Here is a 25,901-nt window from a genome sequence, read left to right as displayed (position 1 = left end):
GCCGCGTCTTGGCGCGGCTGCGGAGGGCGGGTGAAAAGGAAGCGCTTGGCCGGCGAAAGGTGGCCGTCTCCGGCAGGCGCCGTTCTTTCCAGCCAAGTCCTTGGGTGGGGAGGACATGATAGAAAATGATCCTTGACCTTCTCTGGCTCATACCCGCCTTTCCACTCGCCGGATTCGTGATCCTCGCGGTGGTCGGCGGGCGGCTGTCTCACCGTGGCATCGCGCTCGTCGGCGTCGGCTCGGTTGGCGTGTCTGCGCTGCTGACTGGACTGGTGGTCGGCTCTTATCTCAGCTCACCGCCTCCACTCAACCGGTACACGCAGGTCCTGTGGACGTGGATCAGCACCTCCGGCTTCAATCCGGCGATCGGCTTTCAGCTCGACGCGCTCTCGCTCGTCATGATCGGCGTCATCACGTTCGTTGGGTTTTTGATTCATCTCTATTCCTCGGAGTTCATGCAAGACGACCGGGGATACCGGCGCTTCTTCGCTTACATGAATCTGTTCGTCGCCTCGATGTTGACGCTGGTCCTCGCCGACAACCTGCTGCTGCTCTACCTCGGCTGGGAAGGTGTGGGCCTGTGCAGCTACCTGCTCATCGGGTTTTGGTATGAAGACTCCGCCAACGGCCGCGCGGCGCAAAAAGCGTTCATCGTTACCCGGCTCGGCGACACGGCGTTTGCCGTCGGCCTCTTTCTGCTCTTTGCGCACTTCGGCACCTTGCACATTCAAGACATTCTGGCCCGCGCGCCGCGCGAGTGGCCGGTCGGTGCGACTTCGGCTGTCCTCGTCACGGCGTTGCTGCTCGGCGGAGCGGTCGGCAAATCGGCGCAGCTCCCGCTCCAGACGTGGCTGCCCGACGCGATGGCGGGTCCGACGCCGGTCAGCGCGCTCATCCATGCAGCCACGATGGTGACCGCCGGCGTCTATCTGATCGCACGTCTGCATACCCTGTACGAGTTGGCACCGACGGTTCAGCTCATGGTCGGCGTGATCGGCGCGGCCACCCTGCTGCTCGCCGCCGCGAGCGCGCTCGTGCAGCGCGACATCAAACGCGTGCTCGCCTATTCGACGATGAGCCAAATCGGCTACATGTTCCTGGCGCTGGGTGTGGGCGCGTGGTCGGCGGCGCTCTTTCACTTCATGACGCACGCCTTCTTCAAGGCGCTGCTGTTCCTGGGCGCCGGTGCGGTCATCCTGGCGCTGCATGAGGAGCACGACATCTTTCGCATGGGCGGTCTCCGGCAGGCACTTCCATTGACGTTCTGGACCTTCCTGATCGGGGCCGCCTCGTTGGCCGGGCTTCCATTGCTAACGGCCGGCTTCTACAGCAAGGACTTGATTCTGTGGCAAGCGTGGGCCTCATCGAGCGGCGCGCGATGGTTGTGGGCCGCCGGTCTTCTCGGCGCCTTCATCACGGCCGTCTATAGTGCCCGGCTGGTCTTCCTTGTCTTTTTTGGCGAGATGAAAACGGTGCCGCACGGCCGGCCGGGGTTCCCTATGCGGCTGCCCCTGCTCGTCCTGGCAGGACTCGCGTTGACTGCGGGATTCCTCGAGATGCCCGGCTCGCTCGGGCACGTCACGCTCTTCCGGGACTTCATCGAGACAGCCCTGCCGGCGCCAACACCTCTCGAGGGAATCGAGGCCACCGAATCGCTGGAGCAATTGACGGTCATGCTCGTCGCGCTGGCCGGCATTCTCCTCGGCTACGTCCTCTTCCTCGCTCGGCCCGATCTTGCGGAACGCGTCGCGCAGGTTCGCCTGAACGCCGCCGCGTCGCGCTTCTGGTTCCAGGGCTGGGGATTCGACCGACTGTATGAGCGCCTTTTCGTCAGGCCGTTCCTGTGGCTGGCCGAGGTGAACCGGGCCGATGTGGTCGACCGGCTCTTCTCGGGGATTGCAGATCTCAGCCGCCTTCTGTCGCTCCGCTTCCAGGAAACCCAAACAGGGCGCGTGCGCTGGTACGCCGCCGCCATGGCCGGCGGTTCGGTGGCGATGATCGCCGTTGCCTTGTGGTGGTCACAACCATGATGCTCGTGTCGCTGATCTTGATTCCGCTCCTCGCCGGGCCGGTGGCCTGGATCGCCGAGCAGCGCGGCCCGCGCTGGCCCCGGTGGATTGCATGCGGGGCGCTGGCGCTCGATCTCCTGATCGCTGCCGGCGTCTGGATCGCCGTTGGCGATCGTCCCACTCCCGCTGGGACATGGCTCGCCGAATGGACTGGATCCTGGATCCCGCGATGGGGCGTGACCGGCCATCTTGCGATGGATGGCATCAGCCTGTTGCTGATCCTTCTGAGCGCCTTCCTCGGCCTGATGGCGATCGTCGCCTCGTGGACGGAGATTCGGGAACGCATCGGGTTTTTCCATTTCAATCTACTCTGGGTGATCGCCGGGACGATCGCCGTCTTTCTGTCGATGGATCTGTTCCTGTTTTTCGTCTTCTGGGAAGTCATGCTCATCCCCATGTACTTCCTGATCAGCATCTGGGGCCACGAACACAGAACCTATGCGGCCCTGAAGTTCTTTCTGTTCACGCAGGCCGGCAGCTTGCTGATGCTCATCGCGATCGTCGGGCTGGCCTTCCTTCACTTCGAGCAGACGCACGTCCTGACCTTCGATGCCGCCGCGCTGGGCGACACTCGGGTGTCCTCTCGGACGGGGATGTGGTTGATGCTCGGCTTCTTCGCCGCCTTTGCCGTCAAGCTGCCGGCGTTCCCCGTTCATTCCTGGTTGCCCGACGCACACACCGAAGCGCCGACCGGTGGAAGCGTTCTTCTCGCCGGCTTGCTGTTGAAGACCGGTGCGTACGGCTTGCTGCGATTCGCGGTCCCGCTGTTCCCCGACGCGTCGTTCGCCTTCGCGCCGATCGCAATGTCGTTGGCCGTGATCGGCATTCTGTACGGCGCGGTCCTGGCGTTCGCGCAACGCGATCTCAAACGTCTGGTCGCCTACAGCAGCGTGAGCCACCTCGGCTTCGTCCTGCTCGGCATCTACGCGTGGAACACCGTGGCGCTCCAAGGCGCGGCGATGCAGATGCTCGCGCACGGCGTGAGTACGGGCGCGTTGTTCATGCTCGTCGGCGCATTACAGGAACGGCTGCACACGCGCGACGCCAGAGAAATGGGCGGCCTGTGGGCCACGATGCCTCGGTTGGCCGCCATCGCGCTGTTCTTTGCGATCGCGTCGCTCGGCTTGCCGGGTCTCGCGAATTTCGTCGGCGAGTTTCTGGTGCTGATCGGGTCGTTCCAAGTCACCGCGCTGGGGACGGTGCTCGCCACACTTGGGATCGTGGCCGCGACGATTTATGCCTTGGCGCTCATCCAGCGTGCCTTTTATGGACCAACACGTGAGCGCCAGCCTGTTCCCGATCTGTCACCCGTGGCGACCGCGGCGTTCGCGATCATGATCGTTGTGCAAGTCTGGCTCGGCCTCTATCCGCAGCCGGTCCTCTCGACAGCGGAGCCCGCGCTCAATCGGATTCAGGCGCGGCTTCAAGCGCCGTTCACATCACCCGTCATGGTCGAACGGTAAGATGCAAGTCGCCGATTTCATCGCTCTGCTCCCCATCCTCATCCTTGCCGGCATGGCGGTGATCACGATGGTCGTGGTCGCGTTCGTCCGGCGGCACGCACTTGCCGCGTGGCTCGCCGGCGGCGCGTGTGGTCTCGCGCTGCTCAGCCTGCCCCTCGCCGCGACAGTCGCACCGCGTCAGGTCACCGACTTGCTGATGATCGACCACTACGCGCTGTTCTACATGGCGCTGATCCTCGTCGGCACGGCGCTGGTCGTGACCTTGTCCTATGGCTATCTCGATCGGCAACATGAGCAGCGGGAAGAGGTCGAAGAGTTTTACGTCCTCTTCGTGCTCGCCGGGCTGGGAGCCGCGGTGCTCGTAGCCGCGAGTCATTTCGTCGCTCTGTTCCTTGGGCTCGAATTGATCGGCGTGTCGCTCTATTCCTTGATCGGGTATCTCCGGACGTATTCGCGGCCGATTGAAGCCGCAATCAAATATCTGATTCTCTCCGCCGCCTCGTCGGCGTTCCTGCTCTTCGGGATGGGGCTGCTGTATTTCGAGACCGGCACGATGACGTTTGCCGGGATCGCCGAGGCCGTCGAATCCCCCGCTGTCAGCCCGGCCGTGTTCTTTACCGGGATGGCGATGATCTTCACCGCGCTCGGATTCAAGCTCGCGGTCGTGCCGTTCCATATGTGGACGCCCGATGTCTATGAAGGCGCGCCGGCGCCGGTGACCGCCTTCGTCGCCACGGTGTCCAAGGGCGCGATCTTCGCCGTGCTGCTGCGTTACGTCTACACGCTCGGCGCCCTCCACTATCCCGCCGTCTGGATCATCGTGAGTTCAATTGCGATCCTGTCGATGTTCGCGGGGAACCTGCTCGCCCTGCTCCAGCTCAACCTCAAACGCCTCTTGGCCTACTCCTCGATCGCGCACCTCGGCTATCTGCTCGTCGCACTGTTGGCTGCCGGCCCACTGGCCGTGGAGGCCGTGACGTTCTATCTGATCGTGTACTTCATCATGACGATCGGGGCGTTCGGCGTCGTCATCGAGCTTTCGGTCCCCGGCCGGGATGCCGACTCGCTCGAAGAGTATCGAGGGCTCTTCTGGCGCAGGCCCTGGCTCGCCGCCTCGTTGACGATCATGCTGCTCTCACTCGCCGGCATCCCGCTGACGGGGGGATTTCTGGGTAAGTTCTACGTGATTGCCGCTGGTGCCGATGCCAGCTTGTGGCTCCTCGTCATTCTCCTCGCCGTCAACAGCGTCATCGGGCTGTTCTACTATTTGCGGGTCATCGTCGTGATGGCGGCAGAGCCGCAGCCGGTGCAGGCGACCATGCAGGCTCAGTCGCAGGGCGGAACGGCTTGGATGGGGACGCTCTCTCTTGCAGCCCTCACCCTTTTGCTCATCGCCATCGGCGTCTATCCGGAGCCGATCATCGGCATTATTCACATGATGGTCACGGCGATCGGCTAAAGGACGAGTTCCACGTTCCTCCAAAACCGCGCAGTGCGAGACGTGCGGTGCCGCTCGCCTTTGACATTCCTGGTCGCCGACCCTGTTGAAGATACGTGGGGCTGCGAGCGGCACTTTCGTTGCTTTTACGATGGAGTGGGGCTGACCTTTTTCATCGTATGAAACCATTCATTCTGTACGTCGTCTTGGCATTCCTTTACGTCACACCGTCTTGGTCGGCCCCCGAGACGGCGTCTCTATCCGAGTCATCCGTCAGGTCACCCGCTGACCCGCGTGCCGCCATCAGCCTTGAGCGGACCGCCGGTCTCTATGTGGGCCAAGGCCACCCGGCCATGGCCGTGCCCCTCCTCGAGAAGACCCTCCTCATTCGTGAGCAGACGCTCGGCTCGGACAATCTGTCGGTCGCGGCGACGTTGGCGAGGTTGGGCGTCGCCTATGCGGCGCTCGGAGATCAGCGGCAGGCCGAGGCGGCGCTCAAGCGTGCGCTCGCGATTCGCGAGAAGATTCTCGGAAGCGAGCATCCGGCCGTCAAAGCAGTCATCAGCGAGCTGGAGAAGCTCCCCCAGGACCCGGCCGTCGCGCAGGCGCGCTGAGTGCAGAGGCGCCCGGCGTCACGAATCCGTGACGCTCCGTTTTGAGCCGTGCCGGCAAGAGGGTACGCCCCTCTCTCGTATCTTCCGACTATCGCGAGCCAGCGGAAAGCTCTTCGGGCCTTTCGCTGCACCGCCGGCCGGGTGCGGATCAGCGGTCGGCGAACTCGAACACATCATGTGAATCGGTATCGAGATGCATCCCTGGGATCCCGGCCGATTGAACATTGCCGCTCACGAGATGCAACCGATCGCCAACGACCGCGCCGGCCAATCCGTGCCGCGGTATGGGCATCATCGGTAACTGGCTCCACGTGTTCGTGGTCGGATCATAGGCTTCGAGGGCGCGAAACGCGGCCATCAGCTGGCCGTCCTGGTGCTCTCCGCCGGCCACGTAGATTCGCCCGCCGTGCACGCCCCACGCGCCCCCGCTTCGCTGCGTCGGCATCCGAGCTTTTACCGTCCCCCACTGGTCGGTCACCGGGTCGTATTCCTCGACAACGTTCGTGTTGCTGGCGTTGAAAATGAAAGCGCTGCTGAGCCGACCGCCGATGACGTAAATCCTGTTGTTCACGACACCAACCGCCGCATGATTGCGCGCGGTCGGCATCGAGACGCGCTCACGCCAGGCATTGGTCTTCGGGTCGTATTCTTCCACCGTCCCCAGCGCGCGATGACCCGCAGCGCCTCCGATCACGTAGATCTTGCCGTTCACCGTAGCGGCCACCGCCGAGCCGCGTTTCGTCGGCATAGGAGCCAAGGCCTTCCAGGTGTCCGCGGTTGGATCGTACTCCCACGCGTGATTGATCGGGACCCATGCGGGCGGGCCGGACTCAGGCAGAACAAAGCCGCCGAACGCGTACAGCTTCCCGTTCAACTCGGTGAACGCCACATGATGCGCCGGCAAGGCCATCCGCTGTTTCTTCGTCCACTTGTCGGTTGACGAATCATACTCGTACACGAGGCCTTGAGGGACCCATCCGGGCGCGAGCCCGCCGAACACATACAACGTACCGCCGGCCGCAGCCCCGACGAGTTCCTCCGATGGCTCCGGGAATGGAGCGCGCTTGACCCACTTGCCGGAGGCGTGAGCGTCGGCCGGACCGCCGATCATGAACGCGCAAGTTAGAGCCGTCAGCATGAGCAGCTTCCGCGACACGAACGATGAGCGAATTCGGTTCACTGAGGGCAGGCTTTCACTGCAAAGCGGCTTGATGGATCAAGAACACTTGTTGCTCACGGTCTCGCCACTCACCCTAGCTCGGCTTGATCCCGTCACGCCGGAATCGTGTAATGGCGTTCGATGACGCCCCGCATCAACCGGCGGCTGTCCGCCGCCGGCACGTCATGGCGTGATTCGATGCGCTTCGCCTCCTCGGCCAAGACTTCATCTTTGATCGCGTCGCGAAACCACCGCGAATAGTCGCCTTGCCGAAGATGGTAGAGCCACGTCTCATCGTCCACGCCATCCGCGATTTGCATGAACAGGATCAAGTTCTGAGCACGTAAATTCAACTTGCCGTCCGGACCGCGAAAATAAAAACTGCGCTCGCTCGGCAGCTCCCCTTCCGCATACTTGCGCTGGTGACGGCGACGGTCCAACTTGCTCGGCGCGATGTGGATCTTCGAGGGAGGTTCCCTCCACGGCCTGGCGCTGATCAATGCCTCGCCCGGCTTCAATTCCACGGGTTCGATAGAAGGAATGCGATGCCCCATCGCCGTCGCGAACCACTTGATCGTCTCCTCTGGGTTCTCGCCCAGGGCCAGGATGAGGTCGACGCTTTCCAACACGGGATTGGCGACATGATCCGGATGGACGGTGATGTACATCATGCCCGCAAGCTTTTGCGAGAGCGCCAAGGGCGCCGGGTCCCAGCCGGACGGCAGCAGATGATGGGTTTCGTCGACAAGAATCCAATGGGGCCGGCCGGTCTTCGCGCGCTGCTCCTGGAGTCGCGGGAGGAGACCCACGAAAAACGTCGGGCGGTCCTGGAGCGGCAGGCCGACGAGATTCACCACGGCGTTCGCGTCGGGAGTCTCAAGCACCTGGAGCACCTCGGCGACGGTCGGCGGCCGGTCACTGGTACCGAGCACGACGGGCCCTTCGAACCCTTCGTAGTCGCCCTCCGGATCGATGATGCAGAACTGATAGCCTCGTTCACCAAGCCGCTCGAGCAATCCGGTCGCGACCGTCGACTTCCCGCTCCCCGAAGATCCCGCGATCAAGAGATTCGTGCCATAGGGCACGAACGTGACGGCGTCGCCGTTGTCCCGATGGCCGATCGTGATATGGTGACGGGTCAGCTTGCCCGCAAGCCGTGCCAGATCATCCTCGATCAGCGCTCGGATCAATTCGGCCACGCCTGCGCCATGATCGGCCTCGGTCACCCAGTCCGCCGTCTCTTTCAACGTGGCGACGGCATTCGACACCGCCACCCCGCATTCACACAGCTTGAGCAGGGCGTGGTCGTTCTCGGCGTCGCCGACGCCCACGACGTTGTGCGGCGAGAGAGTAAGCTCGCGGAGCGCCGCCATCAAGCCGCTCGCCTTGTTCACGCCCGCCGGCAAGACCATCACCGATCCCTTGTTGAAGATCACCTGCAATTCCAACCCGAGATCGCGGATCACCTCGAGCACGGTCGTTTCGTTGGGATGCACGGTGGCGACAATGGACCGCCCGACCGACAACGGCTGCACCCCACGTTGCCGGAGCTCGTCGACAAATGCCTTCGGCGGCTCCTGCCCCAGGACGGTATGCTCGCGCGTGGCCGGACGATACAGCAGCCCGCCGTTTTCCGCGACCACGCGCTCGAACAATTCGATCGCCGGAAAGATACTGATCAGCTCGTCCAACTCGCGGCCGGTCACGAGGATGAGCCGTCGGCCGGACGCGATCAATCGCTCCAGCGCCTCGACCGTGGCTGAATCGACCTTTCCGTCGTGCGCCAGCGTTCCGTCGTAATCTGCGGCCAATGCAAGGTAACGCATAACAATGCTTCAGTGCTGAGTGCTGAGTTAAAGAGCGCTAAGAATGCTCACCCAGCACTCACACTCATCACGTCCTTTCATCCCGCTCTCGCATAGGCCGGGCGCGCATTGAGCCGCTCCTCGACTGCCCGCCAATTGACATTCGAGAAGAACGCTTCGATGTACTCCGCCCGTTGCGACGGCGCGTAATCCAAAATGAAGGCATGCTCCCAGGCGTCCATGACCAGCGCCGGCACGAATCCCGCCACGTTGCCGATCTCGTGCAGCGTGATCCAATGATTGGAAAGCCGACCGTTCGCGGGGTTCAGATAGCAGATCGCCCAACCGACCCCGCGCATCTTCCCCACGCCGATGAAATCAGCCTTCCAGACGTCATAACTGCCGAAGCTCTCTTCCGCCGCTTTGCGAAACCCTGAGTCCCGACCTGGTTCATTCGATCCGCCGCGCGTCAAGTTTTCGAAGTAATATTCATGGAGCACCATGCCGTTGTATTCGAATCCCAGCCGGCGCGTCAGCTCGGAATAGGCCGGCATTTCCTCCTGGTCGACTTTGCCATCCTTTAAAAATTCGCGAATGCGCGCCACGAGGTCATTGGTCGCCTTCACATACCCTTCATACAGCTTCAGGTGCATCTCCAGTGTCGGATTCGAAATACCGTTCAGGCTGTGGAGATCGAATGATTTGACGGGATACGGTGCCACCATTTTCATCCTTGACCCTCCCTGATTGAGGCCTGGGCCCTATGGTGTCGGAACAGAAGCGCCACGACCATCAGCCGGACGGGGCTCCTCATGCCGGGGTTTTGCCGACGAGGTGATTCGACGGAACACCGCCGCAGTCGGCCTCTTCAAGAGCGTATGGCGCCGGGCTGGCCCGTGAGTCGGGACGTAACGAGTGAGGAACTCTTTAAACTTAAACTGCACGGTCGCGTTGACCTGAAGACAATTGCACGGCCGATTCCACCGTTTTGCCCCCTACTGTAGGAAGGGCCGCGTTGGCCACGATCTTTCGCGCCTGGTTTCCGATCCTTCTCCACTGACATCTGTACGCCCGCGCTTCGGATAGTCGCCACTCTTCGACTCCAGGTACCCTCAGAGCGCGATTGCACACTGCGCACGAGAGGAACGCTATGCCGAACGCGAAAGCATTACTGTCCGTTCTCCTCGCCGTCGGAACCACCGCCATATTGTGGTGGACCGGCCACCTGAGAGCTGCCGAACCGCGCCATGAGCCCCGCGCCGCAGCCCAATCAAAGGAATCCGCTGCGGCCGACATCGCCGAGACCAAACGGAAAGGCTTTGACGGAGTGGACTTCTCCCATGACCTCTTCGGCGCCCCGCCCGGGCAGGACGCCTACAAGATCGCTGAAGAGGTGATGGCAAAAGATCTCGCCGACAAGCCGAAGGTGATGAATAGACAAAAGCACCTGCTTCAAGAGCGCTATGATCTCGGATGCGAGTCGAAGCCGGGCGTGACGATGACAAAGGGCAAGTCGCAACCGATCGGCCCGACCGTGAAGCTCAAGAGCGGCCTGACCTGGGAGAAGCTGGGACAGATGGAGGCGGACGACATCAAGAGCAAGCAGCTGTTCCCGGCCGGATTCGACCGCTTGCCCCATGTGAAACAGGAAGTGGGCGGGCAAGTATTTCCGCAAGTTCAGACCAAGCAATTTCCACGGCTGGAGCGGTTCGACGTCGAGTTCGATCTCCCGGACTGTTTCCTGCCGGAATTTCCGCCGCCGATCTTTTTAACGACGCATCCCGAGCTTGGCGACGTGTCGCAAGGCGAGGTGTTAAGTGCGGAGAACTTCGATCGCCTTTTCCGGGGACTGGTGACACCGGTCCAGTTGGATGGCCTTCGGATGCTCGTGATGCAGTTGCCGCAAGAAGAGTTCAATGGAACGCCGGATCGCAAGTCGACCAAGCCGAGCTTAGGCGTGGCGTGTCTCGATTGCCATGTCAACTTCCATACGACCGGGCAGTTTCACTTGAATCCCGACACCCGTCCCCAGCTCGACCGGTTGCGCCTCGATACTGTCAGTCTTCGCGGCATGTTCAACCAGCAGATCCACGGCTCGAAGCGCAGCATTCGATCGGTCGAGGATTTTACCGAGTTCGAGCAACGCACGGCGTACTTCAACGGCGATCACATCCGGGCGGCAAAAAAAGGGATGGTGCCGATCGATCGTCTACTCGTCCCGCATATGGCGCAGATGCAGAACATGATCGATTTTCCGCCGGCCCCGAAACTGAATCCGATGACGGGTCGGCTGAACCGCGCGAAGGCCACCGAGCAGGAGATCAAGGGCGAGGAGCTGTTTTTTGGAAAAGCGCAATGCGCGGCGTGCCACAAACCGCCCGCGTACACCGACCATCAGATGCACGACCTGAAGCTCGAGCGATTCGGTGCGCAGGGAGATGGGCCGATCAAGACCTTCGTCCTTCGCGGCATCAAGGACTCGCCGCCGTATTTCCATGATGGTCGCTTGCTGACGCTCGAAGACACCGTCGAATTCTTTAACGTCGTCGGCGGCCTCCAGCTCAATCGTGAAGAGAAGACCGCGCTCGTCGCGTTCATGCGGGCCTTGTAACGCCCGACCGCGTCCTTTTGGCGAATGGAGGTATGTTCGGCGATCAGGCACTCGATCGAGCGATCGAGCGGGTCTGCCGGGCAATTGATGCGTCCGAGGCATTACCGGCCTGGTGCACGAGCAGGTTCGTCCTCGATCTGAAGCCCGCCTGGTCCTTGCCGGCACCTCATGCCGCGGCGCTGTCGGATGATGCGCCGCTATGGTGACTCTTCATCATGTATTTCGCCATGGTGGGCACGAGCGTGCGCGACAGGATGAAGGAAGCGAGCATCGCGATCATGACCGCCTCCGCCATGGGCTTGAACAGATAGCCGGAGGCGCCGCCGAGGCCGAAGAGGGGGAACCAGGCGATGGCGATGCAAAGAGTGGCGACGAGCGTCGGGACCACGATCTGATTCGCGGCATCGATAATCGCGGGCTCGAGCGCCTTGTCCATCTCGATATGGCGGTCGATGTTCTCGATCATCACGGTGGCATCGTCGACCAGGATACCGACGGCCAGTGCCAAACCGCTCAACGTCATCACGTTGATCGTCTCCCCGAGCCAATGCAGGCCGATGAGGGCGGTCAGGATCGACAGAGGGATCGACGTCCACACGATGACGGTGGCCCTCCATGAGCCGAGCAGCAGCAGCACGATGAGACCCACCAGGGCGCCGGCGGTCAGCATTTCATGCAACACGTCCGCAATGGCGTCCTTGACGAACGTCGAGGCATCGTCGAGGAGCCGGATCTTCACGCCCTCCGGGACGATTTGCTGAGCCCTCGGAATCATCTTCTTGATCCCATCCACCACCGCCAACGTCGACGCCTCGGTGCTCTTCATCACCACAATGATGACGATCTGCTTGCCCTTCACCAACACCGCATTCTGTTGCACCCGCCCCATGAGCTGCACCGTGGCGACGTCGCATAGATAAACGAACGCGTTACCTTCTCGCTTGATCGGAATGCTGGCAAAATCATGAATCTTCATCGGCGAAGCGTTGGTCTGGACAATCCAGTCCGTCGACTTGATCTTGATGTCGCCGGTCGGGAGCACCCGGTATTGCCGGCTGAGGATCGTGTGCACGTCGGCCGGCGTGAGATGACGTGCAAGCAATTTCCGTGGATCGAGGTTGACCATGACTTGCATGGCTTGGCCGCCGTATGGCTGTGGCAGGATCGCGCCGTTGACGGTCACGAGCAGGGGACGGATACGCATGTAGGCGAGGTTAAAGAGCTCCCCCGGCGTCATGTTGTCCGCACTGACTTCGAGCATGGCCACCGGGATCGAGGAGGGCGCGAGACGCATGATCATGGGCGGCGAAATATCGGGCGGCAGCGCCTTGACGACGGTCTGAGCAATCGCGGTGATGTCCGCTTCGGCCCTGCCCACATTGACTCCGTCCTGCAGATAAATATTCGTGATGCTGCTCCCGAAGTAGGAGTTGCTGTGGATGTACTTGATGCCTTCCACCGTCGAGGTCAGGAAGCGCTCGAACAGATACGTGATGCGCCCCTCCACCTGCTGCGGCAGTAGGCCCGAGTAGATCCAGACCACCGAGGTGACCGGGATCGTGATATTCGGCAAGACGTCGGTCGGCATATGGAGAACGGTCAGCGTTCCGAATATCATGATGAGGATGGACATCACGACGAAGGTGAAGGGTCTGCGTAGGGCGATGAGAACGACTTGGTTCACAACAGACACCCAAGCAAGCAGCCGTGGTTCGGCGGGCCCCGATACTCGACGCAGTGTCGGCCATCAAAAGGCGACGGATGCGCCAGGGCCGGAATGCTATGGTTAAACGACGGGTGCAAAGCATGTACCGATGCCGTGCCGCGTGATGAGCATACCGAGGAGCCAAACCGTACAGGGCGCGCGTCGCTAAAAAAGGTTGGAAGATCATCGAACTTTTAAGTCAACGATAAGCGAGCGCCATTGCGTCGTCGTCCGCTTTTTGAATGTCGGAACCATGAATAGCGCTCGCCCTTCGTCTCGCGCTCACGTCCGCACTGATTCGAGTGTGCGCAAGTTCACCCCGATGGCTCCGCTCATCTGGATCGAGGCGAGCGGGACGGATGGTTGGAGGCGGGAATGAGCGTAGGCCCGCTGCCGATTTTCATCGTGTCATTCTCGCTCTACAAGAGCGGATGCAGACACGTCATCGAACCGTCAGTGACGATCGGGTCGCGAGAACCGTTCTACGCCCGTTCAAGCCGCTCTTGCGTGCGGCACTCCGACGGATGCCGCATGGCGCGGTCCGCATGCTCCCCGCCCATGTGATCAATTCGCACTCGTATCTCTTTGGTCTGTTCAGTCCACGAATCCCGTCATTCCGTTCGAAGCTCGTGTTGGAAAGAACGGATGATTGGAATGCCATGCATCTCGAAGCCGAAGGTCCCGAGACCCATGGCGGCGAGACGCTCGATCTCTTTGCGCGGTTATTGCCGCATGTGGGCACCGTCTTCGATATCGGAAGTCATACGGGAATTTATGCCATCATGGCCGGCGTACAGGATCCGTCGCGATCGGTCTACGCGTTCGAGCCGGTGCCCCGCATCTATCATCGGTTGCGACGCAACATCAGTTTGAATCGCGCCTCGAACGTTCAGACATTTCCGTATGCGGTGAGCGACCGGGAAGGTGACCTTCGGCTCTTCGTTCCGAAAGGACAATTTCCGACAGAAGCGTCGACCTTGCCTGGATTCAGAGAACCCGCCGAGACCATCACGGTGTCGGGAGTGACCGTCGATTCGTTTACCGCCGAACACGGCTGTGGTCCGGACGCTATGAAGATCGATACCGAGGGTACCGAGGACAAGGTGCTACGCGGCGCCAGGCGCTGTCTTGAACGGGATCGCCCGATCATCATCTGCGAGGTCCTGCGCGGCTTGACCGAGCCGGCGCTTCACACGCTGCTGGATCCGCTCGGCTATTCGTATTTCATCATCACGCGCGACGGTCTGATCGCCAAGCCAAGAATCGAAGGCGATCCCACCTACACGCACTTGAACTACCTGATGGTCCCAAGAGACAGGGCCGGACAGGTACTCGATGCGCTTCATCTCGTGTGACCACGCTCACGTCGCCGGCTCACGATGCAACGCGAAGGGACGCGATTGGACGACCCGGTCCCAGAGTCGGCGCCAGGTCTTCCAATCGTGGCCGCCCGGCTCGACAAAGACGCGCTCGCCCGGCAGCACGACGGCCCAGAGCTGATGAGCCATGGCGAACGTGTCACGGTCGCCGTACGCCAACATGAGCGACGGTTGAACGCGACCCGCGACCCCGTAATCCTTGAGCCAGCTCCATAGCCGACGAATCTCATCCCGCTCTTCAGGGCGAGGCTGCCAACGCAAGAGGCCGCCGGCCCGAGCGATCTCTTCCAGCAGGGGCCGCCGCCCAGGAACGGCGCCATGGCGATCACTCCGGTGATGTCGTGGGGATAGTGCGAGGCGTAATAGAGCGCGCCGAAGCCGCCGAGCGAGATGCCGCCGAGCCAGATACGCCGGTACACGCGCCCGGCGGGCCTCATCACGTCACGATGCAAACACTCGATGACTGTGCGGCGCGCGTAGTACCCGTAATGGGTATCGACGGCGACGACATCCATGGGAAACGCGCGTCCGTGCAATTCTTCGATGAAGCCCCACCGAGAAAAATCTCGCGGCATATCACCGATGCCCGGAAGGAGCACCAACAAATCACGTTCACCGGCGCGGTGGAGGCTCGGGTGATATTCGGCGACCAACGAGTCACCAACCGGCAACCACCGAACGAGCGGCGGCACATGAACCGCGAGCCGAGACAAGACACCGCGCGTCACTCGTCCGAGTTGCAGGGGCTGCATGGGTCAATCCTTCCAGTTACGCCGCGCGAGTCCACCGAACGCCATAGGAGTCCCATCCCCGAACGACCACGTCGAGATCTGCAAGAGTCAACGGCGGCGGAAAGGGATAGCGCGCCTTGATCGTTCTCACAAGCGCCTGATGGTATCGGCTGTAGACCGCGAAGTCGCGAGGAAACGCTCGCTCATCGCCCCCGAGGAATGCGCCTCGTCGTCTCGCGCGGGCCAGCGTGTCCCGCCACCGACGGATCGGGACCAGGCCGATGGAATCGACGCCGTGCGAGAAGAGCATCAGATAGATTTCATCGAAGACGCGATCGCTCAGGTACCGTTCTAACGCTTCGAGCGACGGCTGCTTGTTGAACACCATCCAGAACGGCACCGAGCCCGTCCGTACCGTCCAGTACGGTTCCATCAAGATGAATGACTCAACGATCAGCCGTCGATCTCGGATCCTGCGTCGCTCGTTCCACCAGGTGTACAGGTCGGCGACGAGCCCACTCACGGTTTCCGGTTGCTCAAAGAGCAGGCGACGAACCTGCCAGCCTTGCTCGGCGGCCAGGCGGAGAATGTCGTCCAACAGGGCCGGTTCAAATCCCCATTCGGCCTCCGGTGCCCACCGGCTCACTGCCAGCGGGTGCCACCGTCGGTGTCCGGAACCATGGCGCTCGAGGTACTCCGCCACGCGCGGTCCCCCGCAGTGCATCTCTTCGATGGTCGCCCCGCCCAGCGCACCGAACTGAAAGAGGTCCCGCTCGGCGCGCTGGGTCACCGGCCAGGTCAGCGTGCACTCGCAGGTGATGATCGTCCCACCAGGCTCCAAGCATTCCTTCAAGAACCGCTCGTAACTCGGGCCGAGGGCCAGACGCTTGAAGCGAAAGTAGCTCATGCGCTGGACCATCAGCCGATCCTGCACGGGATCGTGCATGTGATGGAGTTGCAGCGCCGGGTTGCGCGACAAGACGCGGGCGGCATGGCGCCGTCCCCATTCAAACTCCCGTTGTGGTTCATCCGGCGCAATACCGGAGCGGGCCACCGGCACGAGCACGGTCTGCGGCAGCCACGGGATACCGAGTGCCGCCCACAAGTGCGTGGCCGCGCCGTTGGCCGAGCCGATGACGACGGCGGGATACCGCCGCCTGGGATAGCAGCTCACGATCCACTCGGCCATCGCGTCCTGATCGATGTCATCGATCTGCCTCGCGGAGATCGCTTCGAGCCACCCGCTCCAAATATAGACCTGCTCGGCGGCCCAACGGGGCAAGCGGTTCACCAGCTTGCCGAGGCTTCGCATCGCGGGGCCACTCCATCGCGGGACGGCGCCGAGCATGGGGAAATCTTCGCCACGAAGGTACCGCGACAGCGCGCGCAGCATCCCCAGCGCGGAGTCGAAATCGGCGAGATACGGCGGCTCTTTGATCATCGTCCTCTCAACGTTTCAAGAAACGTCGAATGACCTCAACGAACCGGTCAGGCGCCGTATAGTTGATCGTATGAGCGAGGCCCGCCATCACCGCGAGTTGCCCGCGGGGAAGCAGACGCACGACGGTCTCCGCCCATTTCTGTGTCACGACCGGATCGCGCTCCCCGCGGACGACCAGCACCGGCGCCTTCACGTGCGCAAGCTTCCCCTCGATGCGATCGGCCAGCGCGATACGGACCGTATGCACAACACGGCGAGGCCCGGCGGCCAGATAGTCGCGCAACGTGATCCATCCTAACCGTGGCGACTCGCGCCGCGAATTCTTAAGGAGCCGCCGCAGTTGTTGCCAGAGAGTTCGGGCCGCGGGATCGATCGTCGGCCCTTGCCACACCAATCGGCTGACGCGATCGGCGTGCCGAACGGCGAATTCGGCCAGCACTTGGCAGCCAAACGAGTTCGCGATGAAGTCAGCCCGCGCGAATCCTTGTCGATCCATCCACTCCGCGATCGCATCCGCCAGCTCTGCAAGCGACAAGCGCACGGAGGGCTTGTCGCTCTTCCCATACCCCGGCAAGTCGATGGCAAAGACCCGATACGATCCCGCAAGTCGCTCTGCCGTTGGAACCATATAGCGGCTCGACACGACCAGGCCATGCACGAGCATCACCGGCAGCGAAGCGGCGGCTACGCCAACCGGCTCTCCCGTTCGAGCATAGATTCGGCCAAAGCGCGTAGGCGTCCATTGGTCGCTCAGACAGTGCTGCGTTCCCGAATAACAGTGTTGGGTGCTGGGTGCTGAGTGATGAGTGACAGACGCGGAGCAAAGAAGACGCTTCATAATTCGAGCGGCCAGTTCCCGACGTTATGACTCAGCACTCATCACACAGCACTCCCAATTGTCATCCTGCCGCCGACACGGCGCCTCTGCTATCTGCACTAAAGACGGGGCGTGTCAACGTTTACGATACATGCATGTAGTGCGTCGCTTGCGACTGCTCTGCTGCCTGTATCCAACAGCCATGGCGACACAACCGCCCGCGATCGTTCCCGCACCCCTGCATGCCGAGAGCTGCTCTTGATTGACCCCTGTCTTCGCATCTCTCCGCGGACACTCATGCCCGGACGGAACTGTTGGCGAATGGAGCCGGCCAACCGTGCCGCGTTCCTGATCGACGGGGCCGCATACTTCCAAGCGTTTCGGGTTGCCGCCGTACGGGCCGAGCGGAGAATTGTGATTCTCGGGTGGGACTTCGACACGCGGATTCGCTTGCAGGATGGTGAGGAGTCGGACGGACTGCCGGTGGGCCTCGGTGAGTTTCTTCGGGCGCTCGTCGTTCGACGTCGCGGCCTGCACGTTTACGTCCTGACGTGGGATTTCCATGTGATTTATGCGCTTGAGCGGGAATGGTGGCCGCTGTCGAACCTGGGCAGCAGCCGGCGCCTGCACTTCACAACGGACGCGCAGCACCCGCTCTGGGCTTCTCATCATCAGAAGGTCGTCGTCATCGATGATGCGCTGGCGTTTGTCGGAGGCCTCGACTTTGCCCAGTGCCGGTGGGATACCCCCGAGCATCGTCCTCGCCATCCGCTTCGACGGTTTCCCGATGGCAGGCCGTGCCGGCCGTTCCACGACGTCCAAGTCGTGGTCGACGGAATGGCGGCGAACGCGCTGGGCGAGCTGGCCCGCGAACGGTGGGCACGCGCGACGGGCCGACGGCTACCGCCGGTACAACCGTCGACGCAGGACCCGTGGCCGCCGCATGTGCTTCCCGACTTCAGGAACGTCGAGGTCGCGATCGCGCGCACCGAGCCGGCTCACAACGGCCGGCCGGAGGTGCGTGAAGTCGAGCATTTGTTTCTCGATGCGATCCGTGCTGCACGGCGATATCTCTACATCGAAACGCAGTATCTCACGTCCCGCCTCATCGGCGAGGAACTCCGCCGCCGGATCGAGGAGCCCGATGGGCCGGAAATTCTCATCGTGCTTCATCCGAACAGTGACGGGTGGCTGGAGCAGCATACGATGGATGTGCTGCGCGGCCGTCTGCTCAAGCGCCTCCGTGCCGCCGACCGCCATCAGCGCTTGGAGCTGTATTATCCACGGGTCCCCGGCTTGGACGGTCAATGCTTGAGCGTTCACAGCAAGGTCTTGATCGTCGATGACGAGCTCGTTCGCGTTGGATCGGCGAACTTGAGCAATCGCTCCATGGGCTTCGACACCGAATGCGATGTCGCCGTCGAAGCGTGTGGCGACGAGACGGTGAGCCGGGCGATCGCGGGGTTCCGTCATCGGCTGCTTGCCGAACACCTCGGGACGTCGCCCGAGGTAGTAGCCGAGACCGCCGCACGGCATCGCTCGCTGCTCGGTGCCGTGAGCGCGCTCTCCGGAGGCGAACGGACGTTGGAGATCTTCGACAGTTGCATCCCTGCCGAGGTCGACACCTGGATTCCCGATGCCGAAATCATCGACCCCGACCGTCCCTTGGATGCGGACGTGGTGGCCGATCAGGTGGTGCCTCGTGACCATCGACGGCCGGCACGCCGACAGGTCGTGCTCGGCGCCGCGGTGCTTCTGGCGCTGGTCGTGCTTGCCCTCGCCTGGCGTTACACCTCGCTGCGCGAGTGGCTCGATATCCCGCTGCTCGTTCAGTACGCCGAGCGCTTCAAAGACAGCCCCCTCGCACCGTTCATGACGGTCACGGCCTTTCTCGCCGGCGGCTTGGTCGTGATGCCCGTCACCGCGCTTATTGCCGTCACCGTCCTTGCGCTCGGCGCGTGGCAAGGCTTTCTCTACTCGTTTCTCGGGATGACGTTGAGCGCACTCATGACGTTCGGCATCGGTCACGTCGTGGGGCACAACACGGTCAAGCGGCTCTCGGGTTCACGATTGAACACCATCAGCCATCGGTTAGCCCGCCGGGGCGTGCTGGCGGTGATCGCGATTCGCATCATTCCGGTCGCGCCGTTCTCGATCGTCAACCTCGTCGCCGGCGCTTCACATATCCGGTTCCGGGATTTCCTCATCGGGAGCATCATCGGCGAATTACCCGGTCTGCTCGGTGTGTCGCTGTTCGTGGATCAGGTCACCGAGGCCGTGCGCGATCCGGGCATCGGAAGTGTGACGGTGCTGGCCATCATCGTGTCGATCATCGTCGCCGGCACGCTGATCCTTCGCCGTTGGCTAGGCGGGCAGGAGGGTGACTCGTGAACTGTGATTCGAGCATCGTGAATCAAGATCGACACAGAGTGCCGGGACATCCGTCATCTGAACCTTGCGACGTGACGGCTCACGAATCGCGATGCATGCGCCATGCGCCTGACGATTGCGACCTATAACATTCACGAATGCCGCGGGTTGGATGGACGGTACGATCCGGACCGCGTGCTCGGCGTCCTTCTCGAATTGAATGCCGATATCATCGGCCTGCAGGAGGTCAATTCACGCGAGCATCGGGGGCTGGAATTGCTGCAGTGGTTTGCAGATGAGACGAAACTGCACCCGGTGGCCGGGCCGACGCTGCTCCAGGATCCTTGGCATTACGGCAACGCGCTCTTGACCCGCTGTCCGATCACGGCGGTCCGGCGCGTCGATTTGAGTCTGCATGACCGAGAGCCACGCGGCGCGATCGATGCCGACCTCGACTGTGAGGGCGAGATGCTGCAGCTCATCGTCACGCACCTCGGCCTGAAGCCGGCCGAGCGCAGGGTACAGGTGCAACGGCTGCTCGCGCGGTTCGGGACGACCCATTGCGTCTTGATGGGAGACCTCAACGAATGGTTTTTGTGGGGACGGCCGTTACACTGGATCAAGGCGACCTTCGGCCACTCGCCGGCTCCGCCGACGTTCCCGTCAAGGCTGCCCGTCTTTGCGCTCGATCGTATTTGGATCCGGCCGCCCGGCACGCTTGTGGAGGTAAAGACCCATAAGAGCCCTCTCGCGCGCCGAGCGTCCGATCACCTGCCGCTCAAGGCGGTGATCGAGTGGTAGGCCAAGGCCGCGGTGCTGTGACTCAGAAAGAACCGAACGGCTGAGCCGCGGTCGTCCTCAGCGTGACTCGCGGCCGCTTCACGCCTGCTTCTTGGGGCAAGGGCGTAAGACAGCGCCTCACGGCCGCGCAGACGGCGTCGCGGTCAAACGGTTTGGCGATAAAGGTCGCCGCTCCGAGCCTGGTCGCGTGATGACGAATCGCTTCGTCGTCGACGGCACTCATCAGGATCACAGTCGCATCCGGCGCTGCCAAGCGTAGTTCGGGCAACAGCTCGAGCCCATTTCGCGTGGGCATCCAAAGATCACACAGGATCACCGCGTAGGACCGTTCGCGCACGAGCGAGACCGCACGGCTGGGATCGCTGCACGTGTCGACCACCACACCGGGTAAGCGAAATTCCAACATGTCCGCGAGGCCTTGCAACAGCGCCGGATCGTCATCAAGGATCAAAAGGGACACAGGTGTCACCATGGAATACTCAAGATATGGTTCGTAGACATTGTTGTCATCAGTCAGGAGGGATTTTCCTACGCCGTGTAGGCGTACGTCTATTCGGTGGAAGCCTTAGATAGATGACAGCAGAAGGAGAACAATACCTGGCTCCGTCATGGTGAGCGTCATGGCCCACCTCGCTTTTTCAGGGCGTCTTTGACGGCTTCTTGCAGCTCGCGAGTCGAAACCGGCTTCGCGAGAAATAGATCGGCCCCGGCCTCCAGGGCCGCCTGTCGGATGGTCTCTCCGGCCATGCCCGATACGGCAAGAATCGGACACCTCGGGACTCGCTCCCGCAATCGAGTCAGGTAGTCGATCCCTCCTCCCGGCATATTGATGTCCGTCAGAATGAGCGAGACGGGCGCCTTCTTCAGATGGTCGTAGGCTTCGTAGGCATTCGCCGCCTCGATGATCGTGGCGCCAAGACGGTGCAGCGCATCGGCATAGAGCCGCCTCGTTTCGTCATCGTTCTCCACGATCAGCAGAATCGGCTTGGGCACGGATGAAGCCATCCGGACAACCAGAACGACGAACCGTGACGATGTGGCCTGAGACGCAGTCGCAATGGGGTGGATCTCTTGACGTACCATCAAGGATCCGGTGAGTCCGGGAAAGATTACCGAGAGCCGAGCGTCGGTGGCAATTCCGAAAACCGCTTAGGACTGCCGGTCCGGGGAGGACTGCTCATTAAACTCGACAGCAGCGCAGTCGACTCTCGAGGGAACACGCAATTGAGGAACACGACGAGTATAAGGCTGTTTGCCATCTTCTCTTCGATCGATCCAGGCCCGCCAGTTTTCATGAGAACCGCAAGCCGGTCACGCAGAGCGCCACCGGCTTGCTCTATCCAGAGAGGGAACCTCCGCCTGGTCGTCATACTTCCGCTCCACGCCCCGCCTGGCGCTGCCGCGTCCGCAGCTCTTCCAGCTTCTCCTCCAACGCTTCGGTCGTCAGATCCTGAAGCGCAGAGAGAGCGAAGACATATTCGGTGAGCGCCTCCAGCCAGACGCGTGTATTGTCCGGCGTTACAGGCTGTCCTCTGGCCTCCTCGACCTGCGTGGCAGCTTTCTTGAGCCTGTCTGCCGCGTCTTCCAGATGTTTCACAAGTGCCATTGCTGATCTCGTCTTGAAATTTCCGTGGATCGCTGGAATCAACAGAATCGTCGGCGGTACGACGGCTTACTTCTCGACGGGCAGATCAAGGTCTCGCCACGTCTTGAATCCGCCTTCCATCTCCATAACGGAGTATCCCTGCCGTGCGAACTCGACGGCCGCCGCGGCCGCCAAATGGCACGTTTGGGAATAGCAGTAGAGAATATTGACGCGATCTCTCGACAGTCCCGCCAATGTCTTCCACTTCTCCTTCGGAAGGTTGATTGCGCACGGGATGTGGCCCTCGGCGTAGTCTTCCGCGGCTCGGACATCGACGACATTGATGTCTTCGCCGTCTTGAATCATCCGGTCCAGCTCCACCGGCCCGGTCGTACACTGCAGCTTGACTTCAAAATATTCCTTCGCCTCGGTTGGACTCGGCATGGTCACTTTCATCGGTAGTCCTCCACTCCGTTGATGAACGTTCTGAAATGCTACGTCCGCCCGAACGCTTTCCGCAGCTCGGGCTTCGCGCGTTCGAGAATACGTTTGCGAGATGGGCTCAAGGTTTTTCCGGCCCGGTTGATGTAGAAATTCAGCATCGACATGGCGGACTGATAGGGCGTCCCCTTCCGCCTGGTGCTGCGCTCGGCCGAACGTTTCAGCGACGCCGCAATCTGCTGCGGGTTCGTGAATCGGAACACACCGGGCTCCAAATCCAACGCATCACTGCGCCGCATGACGTCGGCGGACCAATACCGGCGAGTCGTCGATCCGCCTCCTTTACCGCTTCGTCGTCTTGAGCGGGTCGTGGGCGTACGACGCCGGGCAGATCGGCTCGGCTTTCCCTGTCCCCTCATCACACCTCCATGGTCCGTGCGCCCTGCCTGCCTTCACGAAGGCGTGCATGTCTTCGCGGAGCTCTCCTCGCCGGTTCCGGTTCACGGAAGCGGTTGTTTGAGTTCGGGCGCCGGGACATCGGTCACCTTGACCGCACGTCCCTGATTGTCCACCCGAATGGTGATCCGCTCTCCCACCGTCAGTCCTTCGAACAGCTCAGGCTTGGCGACCTCGAAGAAAATCGGCTTCCCCAGATCGGTTCTGAGTTTGCCTTTCGCTTTGCTCAAGTCCAGCTCCTCGAGAATGCCGGTCACGACCTCCGGTTGATCACCGGGGCTCGGAGCGGCCGCGACGAGACACAGCACGAACGCCACCGTACAGAGCACGATGGTATGTTGTCGATCCATAGCGTCCCTCGATTCTGCGATGCCAACTACGCCGTTTGTCGCAACACCGCTCCACGCGGCTTGCTCGGTGCCTCGGTCGGTTCGGTGACCTTCTTGAGTGTTTCGTGGGTGTCGCTCGTGGAGATATCGGACCGCTGGAGAAGATCGGCCGTTGAGACCATGCCTTGGATGACGCCCTCGTCGTCCACCACAGGAATGCGCCGCACCTGATTTTCACGCATCAATTCCACCGCCTTGTTCACGTCGTCGTCGGGCCGACACGCCACGACATTGGGTGTCATGCACTGCTTGACTTGGACTGCAGCGGGGTCGAGGCCCTCCGCCACGACAGCCAGGCACAGATCGCGATCGGTGACCACTCCGACGACACGGCGGGTCTGCTCGTTTTCGATGACCGGTACGACGCCGATGTTCTTCTCTTTCATCATGCGGGCCGCTCGCACCGCCGTATCGAAGGGAAGACAACAGTTCGGACTCGTCGTCATCACGTCTTTGATGTTCATGGCATCCTCCGATACCAGGTTGCCATTTCAGCGTCTCGAACAGGCATTCTCCCCCCCTTGCGCCGTGCTAATCCAGAGTCGATGAGGAAGACTCATGGAAGTCACCGTGAAACGGCCTGTCAGCCCCCATGCCGACAGGATGATGCCGCTTGGCCTCTAGGCCACCTGAGCGGAACAGGGTACCAGTGAGAGATCGAATATGAAGACAAAGGTGACGCCATGAACAAGACGATATTCGCGTTGAGTGGAATCGGCGTGGGGGCCGGGTTGATGTATCTGCTCGACCCGGAGACCGGGAACCGGCGTCGCGCGCTACTCCGAGATCAAGTCCGCCGTTCGGCCAATGTGACGCAAGAAGCGATGGGAACCACGTGGCGCGATGCACGCAACCGGGCGGTGGGTGTCGCACGTGCGCTTCAGTCACGCGTCGGTCGCGGACCGGCCGACGATCGGGTACTCCGCGAACGGGTGCGGTCGCGGCTTGGATTCCTGGTCCGCCACCCGAGTTCCGTCGAGGTGGACGTCCGGCAGGGCCGCGTCATCTTGAGTGGACCGGTCCTTCGCGACGAGGTCGAGCGGCTGCTGTCCGAGATCGAACGCGTACCCGGCCTCGCCGACATCGAGAACCGTTTGGAGGTCCACGACGAGCCGGGCAACATCCCCGGCCTACAGGGCCAGCCGGCGAAAATCCCGCGCCGCCGCCAATTCGAATTTCTGCAGACGAACTGGTCGCCATCGGCACGCATGACGGCAGGCACGCTCGGAGCAGCGATGGTGGCCTACGGCCTGTCTCATCGCAGCCTACGAGGGCGAGGGTTGGCCGTGGTAGGCTTGGCGTTGATCGCGCGGGCCGTGACGAATCTTGAATTCCAGCGCCTCACGGGTGTCGCAGCCGGGCGCCGCGCGGTCGACATCACGAAGACGATCACCGTGTCCGCGCCGCTCGAGCACGTCTTTAGCTTTTGGGCCAATTACGAGAACTTTCCCCACTTCATGAGCCGCGTGCGGCAAGTGGAGAAAACCGGTGAGGGGCGGTCACGCTGGCGGCTGGAAGGCCCAGGCGGCGTGCCGCTGACCTGGAACGCCGTCCTCACCCGGTTCGTCCCGAATCGAGAGCTGGCTTGGAAGACGGAGCCAGACTCCGCGATCCAGCACGCCGGGATCGTGACATTCTCGGACAACAACGACGGCACGACGACGATTCACATCCGGATGACCTACAATCCGCCAGCCGGCGCGATCGGACACAGCGTCGCCCGCATGCTCGGCGAAGATCGGAAGCGCTTGCTCGATGAAGATCTCGTGCGGATGAAGAGCCGGCTGGAGACCGGGGTCGCACCTCGTGACGCGGCTCAGAAGGAGTAAGTGGCGATAGGTAAGGCAGGACGGCGGTAGAGGAAGCGACTGTGCGTTGGGATACACGCAGAGAACTGTTTACCGCTTTATCACCGTACCTCCTGACCAGCATTTAAGAACCGACCGAACCATTCCCGGGCTAGGCGCGCGACGATCTCCAACTTGCCAGGCTCCTCGAACAGGTGGGTCGCGCCCGGAACAATCTCCAGTCGTTTCTCGCACTGTAAGACGGCGAGCGCTTCCCGGTTCATGTCGATCACCGGCACGTCGTCGCCACCGACGATCAACAGGGTTGGGGCAGACACGTTCGACAGGAACTCACGCGCGAGGTCCGGCCGACCTCCGCGGGATACGATCGCCTTCGCGCCCCGTGGCCGTTCGGCCGCGGCGATCAACGCCGCCGCACTTCCGGTACTGGCGCCGAAATACCCCAGCGGCAAGCGGCCAATATCGCGGACGCTCTCTTGCCAATCGGTCAGTGCCACCAGCCGATCGGCGAGCAGGCGGATATTGAAGCGATGCTCCATCGTATAGGCGTCCACACGCTCTTCCTCTTCCGTCAATAAATCCACCAGGAGCGTGGCCAAGCCGGCGGTCTGAAGGGTGTGAGCCACAAAACGGTTTCGGGGACTCAGACGACCACTCCCACTTCCATGCGCGAACATGACGAGTCCCGTCGCTCCGTCGGCCATGGACAGATCACCGGACAGCGTAGCGCGTCCGACAGGAATGTTGATGGCGCACTCGTTCATCGGGTCGATATTCGTGGGTCGTTATTCGTGATCGTTCGCCGTGAAACAGTGAAGA

24 protein-coding genes are annotated in these 25,901 nt (G+C 61.9%); 9 read left to right on the top strand and 15 right to left on the bottom strand.

Annotation, left to right across the window (positions count from 1 at the left end; all coding sequences use genetic code 11):
• Positions 1 to 125 precede the first annotated feature (125 nt).
• The 4 genes from nuoL to AC1U7K_RS14895 all read left to right on the top strand — a co-directional run bounded on the left by nuoL (position 126) and on the right by AC1U7K_RS14895 (position 5,584).
• Positions 126 to 2,030, top strand: a complete 1,905-nt coding sequence (gene nuoL / locus AC1U7K_RS14910) for an NADH-quinone oxidoreductase subunit L (protein WP_480252308.1) — start codon at positions 126 to 128, stop codon at positions 2,028 to 2,030.
• The gene (nuoM, locus tag AC1U7K_RS14905) at positions 2,027 to 3,532 is read left to right on the top strand and encodes an NADH-quinone oxidoreductase subunit M (RefSeq protein ID WP_480252307.1); all 1,506 of its coding nucleotides are present in this window, start codon (positions 2,027 to 2,029) and stop codon (positions 3,530 to 3,532) included. The genes nuoL and nuoM overlap by 4 nt, the downstream gene beginning before the upstream one ends.
• A gap of 1 nt (position 3,533) precedes the next feature.
• Entirely contained in the window at positions 3,534 to 4,991 is a 1,458-nt protein-coding gene (locus tag AC1U7K_RS14900) for an NADH-quinone oxidoreductase subunit N (RefSeq protein WP_480252305.1), read from the top strand.
• A 158-nt stretch (positions 4,992 to 5,149) separates the two neighbouring features.
• Positions 5,150 to 5,584: a tetratricopeptide repeat protein gene (locus AC1U7K_RS14895; RefSeq protein ID WP_480252304.1), complete on the top strand. Its 435-nt coding sequence runs from the start codon at positions 5,150 to 5,152 to the stop codon at positions 5,582 to 5,584.
• 148 nt (positions 5,585 to 5,732) lie between these two features.
• Here the strand turns inward: AC1U7K_RS14895 and AC1U7K_RS14890 are convergent, their stop codons facing one another.
• The 3 genes from AC1U7K_RS14890 to AC1U7K_RS14880 form a co-directional block, all read right to left on the bottom strand.
• Positions 5,733 to 6,722: a Kelch repeat-containing protein gene (locus tag AC1U7K_RS14890; protein ID WP_480252303.1), complete on the bottom strand. Its 990-nt coding sequence runs from the start codon at positions 6,720 to 6,722 to the stop codon at positions 5,733 to 5,735.
• Between the two features lie 134 nt (positions 6,723 to 6,856).
• On the bottom strand, positions 6,857 to 8,569 hold the full coding sequence (locus tag AC1U7K_RS14885; protein WP_480252301.1) for an HAD family hydrolase: 1,713 nt from the start codon (positions 8,567 to 8,569) through the stop codon (positions 6,857 to 6,859).
• A gap of 77 nt (positions 8,570 to 8,646) precedes the next feature.
• Entirely contained in the window at positions 8,647 to 9,279 is a 633-nt protein-coding gene (locus AC1U7K_RS14880; RefSeq protein WP_480252299.1) for a superoxide dismutase, read from the bottom strand.
• Between the two features lie 419 nt (positions 9,280 to 9,698).
• Between AC1U7K_RS14880 and AC1U7K_RS14875 the strand changes: the two genes are divergently transcribed.
• Complete coding sequence (locus AC1U7K_RS14875; protein WP_480252297.1) at positions 9,699 to 11,159, top strand: cytochrome B6; 1,461 nt, start codon at positions 9,699 to 9,701, stop codon at positions 11,157 to 11,159.
• 166 nt (positions 11,160 to 11,325) lie between these two features.
• Here the strand turns inward: AC1U7K_RS14875 and AC1U7K_RS14870 are convergent, their stop codons facing one another.
• On the bottom strand, positions 11,326 to 12,843 hold the full coding sequence (locus AC1U7K_RS14870) for an efflux RND transporter permease subunit (RefSeq protein WP_480252296.1): 1,518 nt from the start codon (positions 12,841 to 12,843) through the stop codon (positions 11,326 to 11,328).
• A gap of 452 nt (positions 12,844 to 13,295) precedes the next feature.
• Here AC1U7K_RS14870 and AC1U7K_RS14865 point away from each other — a divergent pair, with 452 nt between their 5' ends.
• Entirely contained in the window at positions 13,296 to 14,219 is a 924-nt protein-coding gene (locus tag AC1U7K_RS14865; protein ID WP_480252295.1) for an FkbM family methyltransferase, read from the top strand.
• On the opposite strand, the gene AC1U7K_RS14860 is transcribed toward AC1U7K_RS14865, so the two are convergent.
• Genes AC1U7K_RS14860 through AC1U7K_RS14850 form a run of 3 tightly spaced genes read right to left on the bottom strand, consistent with a single transcriptional unit; the run spans position 14,207 to position 17,079 of the window.
• Entirely contained in the window at positions 14,207 to 14,995 is a 789-nt protein-coding gene (locus AC1U7K_RS14860; protein ID WP_480252293.1) for an alpha/beta hydrolase-fold protein, read from the bottom strand. The genes AC1U7K_RS14865 and AC1U7K_RS14860 overlap by 13 nt on opposite strands.
• Positions 14,996 to 15,011: 16 nt before the next feature.
• Positions 15,012 to 16,415: a hypothetical protein gene (locus tag AC1U7K_RS14855; RefSeq protein ID WP_480252292.1), complete on the bottom strand. Its 1,404-nt coding sequence runs from the start codon at positions 16,413 to 16,415 to the stop codon at positions 15,012 to 15,014.
• 7 nt (positions 16,416 to 16,422) lie between these two features.
• On the bottom strand, positions 16,423 to 17,079 hold the full coding sequence (locus AC1U7K_RS14850) for an alpha/beta fold hydrolase (RefSeq protein WP_480252290.1): 657 nt from the start codon (positions 17,077 to 17,079) through the stop codon (positions 16,423 to 16,425).
• 474 nt (positions 17,080 to 17,553) lie between these two features.
• On the opposite strand from AC1U7K_RS14850, the gene AC1U7K_RS14845 reads away from it, so the two are divergent.
• Entirely contained in the window at positions 17,554 to 19,623 is a 2,070-nt protein-coding gene (locus AC1U7K_RS14845; RefSeq protein WP_480252288.1) for a VTT domain-containing protein, read from the top strand.
• Between the two features lie 102 nt (positions 19,624 to 19,725).
• On the top strand, positions 19,726 to 20,403 hold the full coding sequence (locus AC1U7K_RS14840; protein WP_480252286.1) for an endonuclease/exonuclease/phosphatase family protein: 678 nt from the start codon (positions 19,726 to 19,728) through the stop codon (positions 20,401 to 20,403).
• A gap of 22 nt (positions 20,404 to 20,425) precedes the next feature.
• Here AC1U7K_RS14840 and AC1U7K_RS14835 read toward each other — a convergent pair whose 3' ends face one another.
• From AC1U7K_RS14835 to AC1U7K_RS14805, 7 genes are all read right to left on the bottom strand, one after another.
• Entirely contained in the window at positions 20,426 to 20,875 is a 450-nt protein-coding gene (locus AC1U7K_RS14835; RefSeq protein ID WP_480252284.1) for a response regulator, read from the bottom strand.
• Between the two features lie 146 nt (positions 20,876 to 21,021).
• Positions 21,022 to 21,486: a response regulator gene (locus tag AC1U7K_RS14830; RefSeq protein ID WP_480252282.1), complete on the bottom strand. Its 465-nt coding sequence runs from the start codon at positions 21,484 to 21,486 to the stop codon at positions 21,022 to 21,024.
• A 283-nt stretch (positions 21,487 to 21,769) separates the two neighbouring features.
• The gene (locus AC1U7K_RS14825) at positions 21,770 to 22,009 is read right to left on the bottom strand and encodes a hypothetical protein (protein ID WP_480252281.1); all 240 of its coding nucleotides are present in this window, start codon (positions 22,007 to 22,009) and stop codon (positions 21,770 to 21,772) included.
• A gap of 66 nt (positions 22,010 to 22,075) precedes the next feature.
• A complete protein-coding gene (locus AC1U7K_RS14820; protein ID WP_480252279.1) occupies positions 22,076 to 22,444 on the bottom strand; it encodes a rhodanese-like domain-containing protein in 369 nt (122 codons plus the stop codon).
• Between the two features lie 38 nt (positions 22,445 to 22,482).
• Complete coding sequence (locus AC1U7K_RS14815; protein WP_480252278.1) at positions 22,483 to 22,848, bottom strand: DUF3175 domain-containing protein; 366 nt, start codon at positions 22,846 to 22,848, stop codon at positions 22,483 to 22,485.
• A gap of 81 nt (positions 22,849 to 22,929) precedes the next feature.
• Positions 22,930 to 23,235 (bottom strand): hypothetical protein, encoded by a 306-nt coding sequence (locus AC1U7K_RS14810; RefSeq protein ID WP_480252276.1) that lies wholly within the window; start codon positions 23,233 to 23,235, stop codon positions 22,930 to 22,932.
• Positions 23,236 to 23,261: 26 nt separating this feature from the next.
• On the bottom strand, positions 23,262 to 23,738 hold the full coding sequence (locus AC1U7K_RS14805) for a CBS domain-containing protein (protein WP_480252274.1): 477 nt from the start codon (positions 23,736 to 23,738) through the stop codon (positions 23,262 to 23,264).
• Between the two features lie 219 nt (positions 23,739 to 23,957).
• Here AC1U7K_RS14805 and AC1U7K_RS14800 point away from each other — a divergent pair, with 219 nt between their 5' ends.
• Positions 23,958 to 25,103, top strand: coding sequence for an SRPBCC family protein (locus tag AC1U7K_RS14800; protein ID WP_480252272.1), 1,146 nt, complete (start codon positions 23,958 to 23,960; stop codon positions 25,101 to 25,103).
• A gap of 80 nt (positions 25,104 to 25,183) precedes the next feature.
• On the opposite strand, the gene AC1U7K_RS14795 is transcribed toward AC1U7K_RS14800, so the two are convergent.
• Complete coding sequence (locus AC1U7K_RS14795) at positions 25,184 to 25,846, bottom strand: dienelactone hydrolase family protein (protein ID WP_480252271.1); 663 nt, start codon at positions 25,844 to 25,846, stop codon at positions 25,184 to 25,186.
• Positions 25,847 to 25,901 lie beyond the last annotated feature (55 nt).

This window comes from Nitrospira sp. Vd2, assembly GCF_979581665.1.
This window is presented reverse-complemented; position numbering and strand designations above follow the sequence as displayed.

Bases quoted from the DNA above. Each gene is read 5' to 3' on its own strand.
- nuoL (WP_480252308.1), top strand. From the start codon at position 126: ATGATCCTTGACCTTCTCTGGCTCATACCCGCCTTTCCACTCGCCGGA.
- nuoM (WP_480252307.1), top strand. From the start codon at position 2,027: ATGATGCTCGTGTCGCTGATCTTGATTCCGCTCCTCGCCGGGCCGGTG.
- AC1U7K_RS14900 (WP_480252305.1), top strand. From the start codon at position 3,534: ATGCAAGTCGCCGATTTCATCGCTCTGCTCCCCATCCTCATCCTTGCC.
- AC1U7K_RS14895 (WP_480252304.1), top strand. From the start codon at position 5,150: ATGAAACCATTCATTCTGTACGTCGTCTTGGCATTCCTTTACGTCACA.
- AC1U7K_RS14890 (WP_480252303.1), bottom strand. From the start codon at position 6,722: ATGCTGACGGCTCTAACTTGCGCGTTCATGATCGGCGGTCCGGCCGAC.
- AC1U7K_RS14885 (WP_480252301.1), bottom strand. From the start codon at position 8,569: ATGCGTTACCTTGCATTGGCCGCAGATTACGACGGAACGCTGGCGCAC.
- AC1U7K_RS14880 (WP_480252299.1), bottom strand. From the start codon at position 9,279: ATGAAAATGGTGGCACCGTATCCCGTCAAATCATTCGATCTCCACAGC.
- AC1U7K_RS14875 (WP_480252297.1), top strand. From the start codon at position 9,699: ATGCCGAACGCGAAAGCATTACTGTCCGTTCTCCTCGCCGTCGGAACC.
- AC1U7K_RS14865 (WP_480252295.1), top strand. From the start codon at position 13,296: ATGCAGACACGTCATCGAACCGTCAGTGACGATCGGGTCGCGAGAACC.
- AC1U7K_RS14860 (WP_480252293.1), bottom strand. From the start codon at position 14,995: ATGCAGCCCCTGCAACTCGGACGAGTGACGCGCGGTGTCTTGTCTCGG.
- AC1U7K_RS14855 (WP_480252292.1), bottom strand. From the start codon at position 16,415: ATGATCAAAGAGCCGCCGTATCTCGCCGATTTCGACTCCGCGCTGGGG.
- AC1U7K_RS14850 (WP_480252290.1), bottom strand. From the start codon at position 17,079: ATGCTCGTGCATGGCCTGGTCGTGTCGAGCCGCTATATGGTTCCAACG.
- AC1U7K_RS14845 (WP_480252288.1), top strand. From the start codon at position 17,554: ATGGAGCCGGCCAACCGTGCCGCGTTCCTGATCGACGGGGCCGCATAC.
- AC1U7K_RS14840 (WP_480252286.1), top strand. From the start codon at position 19,726: ATGCGCCTGACGATTGCGACCTATAACATTCACGAATGCCGCGGGTTG.
- AC1U7K_RS14835 (WP_480252284.1), bottom strand. From the start codon at position 20,875: ATGGTGACACCTGTGTCCCTTTTGATCCTTGATGACGATCCGGCGCTG.
- AC1U7K_RS14830 (WP_480252282.1), bottom strand. From the start codon at position 21,486: ATGGTACGTCAAGAGATCCACCCCATTGCGACTGCGTCTCAGGCCACA.
- AC1U7K_RS14825 (WP_480252281.1), bottom strand. From the start codon at position 22,009: ATGGCACTTGTGAAACATCTGGAAGACGCGGCAGACAGGCTCAAGAAA.
- AC1U7K_RS14820 (WP_480252279.1), bottom strand. From the start codon at position 22,444: ATGAAAGTGACCATGCCGAGTCCAACCGAGGCGAAGGAATATTTTGAA.
- AC1U7K_RS14815 (WP_480252278.1), bottom strand. From the start codon at position 22,848: ATGAGGGGACAGGGAAAGCCGAGCCGATCTGCCCGGCGTCGTACGCCC.
- AC1U7K_RS14810 (WP_480252276.1), bottom strand. From the start codon at position 23,235: ATGGATCGACAACATACCATCGTGCTCTGTACGGTGGCGTTCGTGCTG.
- AC1U7K_RS14805 (WP_480252274.1), bottom strand. From the start codon at position 23,738: ATGAACATCAAAGACGTGATGACGACGAGTCCGAACTGTTGTCTTCCC.
- AC1U7K_RS14800 (WP_480252272.1), top strand. From the start codon at position 23,958: ATGAACAAGACGATATTCGCGTTGAGTGGAATCGGCGTGGGGGCCGGG.
- AC1U7K_RS14795 (WP_480252271.1), bottom strand. From the start codon at position 25,846: ATGAACGAGTGCGCCATCAACATTCCTGTCGGACGCGCTACGCTGTCC.